Here is a 2,502-nt window from a genome sequence, read left to right on the forward strand (position 1 = left end):
TTGTGACTGCTAAACTAGAGTAGACAGTTTTTGCTAGATAAAAAGACACACTTATTTACACAAAAATATTAATAATAAGAACCTTCCATTGTAAAATGTTTATATCAAAACATAAAGAGCAATGGAGGATGTAAAGGTGGATAAGTGGGAAATGTATATGGAAATACATCAATTAATTAAAAAGGGTTTTAGTAAGACAAAGGTAGCTGAAAAACTAGGAATCTCAAGGTCAACAGTTCATCGTTATCTAAAAAAGAATCCTTCGGATATGTCTAAGTGGGTAGATTCCATTCAAACCAGAACTAAGAAATTAGATCCTTATAAAGAGCTAATTTTATCCTGGCTAAGAGAACATCCAGATATGTCTGCGGCACAAGTAGAAGATTGGTTAAAAGAACGATACGAAGATTTAGAAGTGGGTGAAAGTACGGTTCGCTCCTATGTTAGAGAACTTCGAGAGGAGTATAAAATAAGAAAGGAAACTTCATCACGAATTTACGAGGCTATACCTGATTCACCCATGGGTGAACAAATACAAGTTGATTTTGGTCATACGAAACAGAAGGCAGCAGACAGTAAGGAAGTAAAATTAAACTTTATAGCCTTTGTATTATCTAATTCTAGATATAAATATACGGAATGGTTGGATAGGCCATTTACTACCCAAGATGTCATTAAAGCACATGAAAATGCATTTAAGTGGTATGGAGGAATTCCAGGTGAATTGGTATATGACCAAGATAGTTTAATTGTTGTCAGTGAGAATGGCGGGGATTTAATTTTAACGCAAGAGTTCCAACAATATAAAGAATCTCGGAATCTAAACCTTCGTGTTTGCCGCAAGGCGGATCCAGAGAGCAAAGGAAAAATTGAAAATGTCGTTGGATTTATTAAACATAATTTCGCTAAACATCGAGTTTTTCATAACATTGATTCTTGGAATGAACAAGGGTGGGAATGGCTTAATAGAACTGGAAACTATAAAATTCACCATACAACAAAAAAGAGACCGGTCGAAGTGTTTTCCCTGGAAAGACAACACTTAAGACCAGTCACCAAAAATATAGATATAAAATATAACTATGAAAATAGTATATCAAGATGTGTCCATAAGGACAATACCATTCGATATTTATCTAACCGTTATTCTCTACCATTGGGGACGTTTGGCAAGTACGAAACGGTCTGTATTAAGGAAACGGAGGAAAGAGAATTAATCATTTATAGCCCTGAAACAGGTGAAATCATAGCAAAGCATAATATCCCTGACGGGAAAGGGTTATTGATTAAAGATAGAAAACATAGCCGTGATAGAACAAAGGGTATTGATGCATTTATGAATACAGTTGCCGAGCATTTTAATGACAGTGAGATGGCTTATGATTATCTACAAGTGGTAAAAGGGAAGTATCCTAGATATATGAGGGATCAACTCCAAATGATAGTAAAAGAGACAAAAATAAATAACAAAGAAATTCTATCGACAGCATTGAAAGAGTGTATAAAAAGGAACCTTTATGGTGCCACAGATTTTAGCAATGTCGTTGCCTATTTAAAACGACATCGACAAATGGAAGATACAACGAATGATACCGCTAAGAATGTAACACAAGTAAAAGGAGTTTCAGCTTGGGTTATGGAAACAGAGGCTCAAAAACGAGAAGTGGATGCTTATACTGCCATATTGGAAGGTGATCCAGTATGAGCCAGTTAAATCAATTACAAGCATTGATGAGAACTCTACGTTTAACGGAAACAGCAAATCACCTTCCGGCATTAATTAGAGAGGCTGAGCAAAAGGATTCATCCTTTACTCAGTTCCTCTTAGATGTAGCAAAATATGAACAAACTCGAAGAGAAGAAAAACAGTTAGAAAAACGATTTAAATGGGCTACATTTCCGTTTCAAAAGACATTAGAGGAATTCAACATAAAAGAACAGAAATCATTAAGCAATAAACATCTGAATAGATTGAAGGATTTAACGTGGATAGAACAGTTACACAATATCATTCTATTAGGACCACCAGGTAGTGGAAAAACTCACATTTCAATTGGGTTAGGAATCGAAGCGTTAAACCAAGGTTATAAGGTCATCTTTACTACGATGGGAGACCTTATTCATGTACTGAAAACGGAGGAAATTACTCGAAAATCACAGACGAGAATGAAAAGAATAAGAGATGCAGATTTAGTTATTATTGATGATTTGATGTTTATGGCGATGGATTCACAGGAAGCTAATATGTTCTTCCACTTGATTAATGATTTATATAATCAATCATCCATCATTTTAACTTCAAATAAAGCACCTAAAGAGTGGGGAGAGCTTTTAGGTGACCAAGCAATTACAACAGCTATTTTAGATAGAATTTTACATCGAGTTGAAATCATTCATTTAAATGAAGATAGTTATCGTATGAAGCATAGATCGACCATTTTTGGGCAAGAAAGTGTTTCAAATTAATGAGCATAAATTGTGTCTTTTTACTTGACGGTCACA

Annotated in this window: 2 protein-coding genes; both read left to right on the forward strand. The window is 34.7% G+C overall.

What is annotated here, in order from left to right; genetic code table 11:
- Nucleotides 1-136 precede the first annotated feature (136 nt).
- Nucleotides 137-1,705, forward strand: coding sequence for an IS21 family transposase (istA, locus tag GH715_RS21090; RefSeq protein ID WP_163578826.1), 1,569 nt, complete (start codon nucleotides 137-139; stop codon nucleotides 1,703-1,705).
- Nucleotides 1,702-2,466 (forward strand): IS21-like element helper ATPase IstB, encoded by a 765-nt coding sequence (gene istB / locus GH715_RS21095; protein ID WP_153837218.1) that lies wholly within the window; start codon nucleotides 1,702-1,704, stop codon nucleotides 2,464-2,466. The genes istA and istB overlap by 4 nt, the downstream gene beginning before the upstream one ends.
- Nucleotides 2,467-2,502 lie beyond the last annotated feature (36 nt).

It is taken from the genome of Gracilibacillus thailandensis (assembly GCF_010994055.1).
Lineage (GTDB): Bacteria > Bacillota > Bacilli > Bacillales > Amphibacillaceae > Gracilibacillus > Gracilibacillus lacisalsi.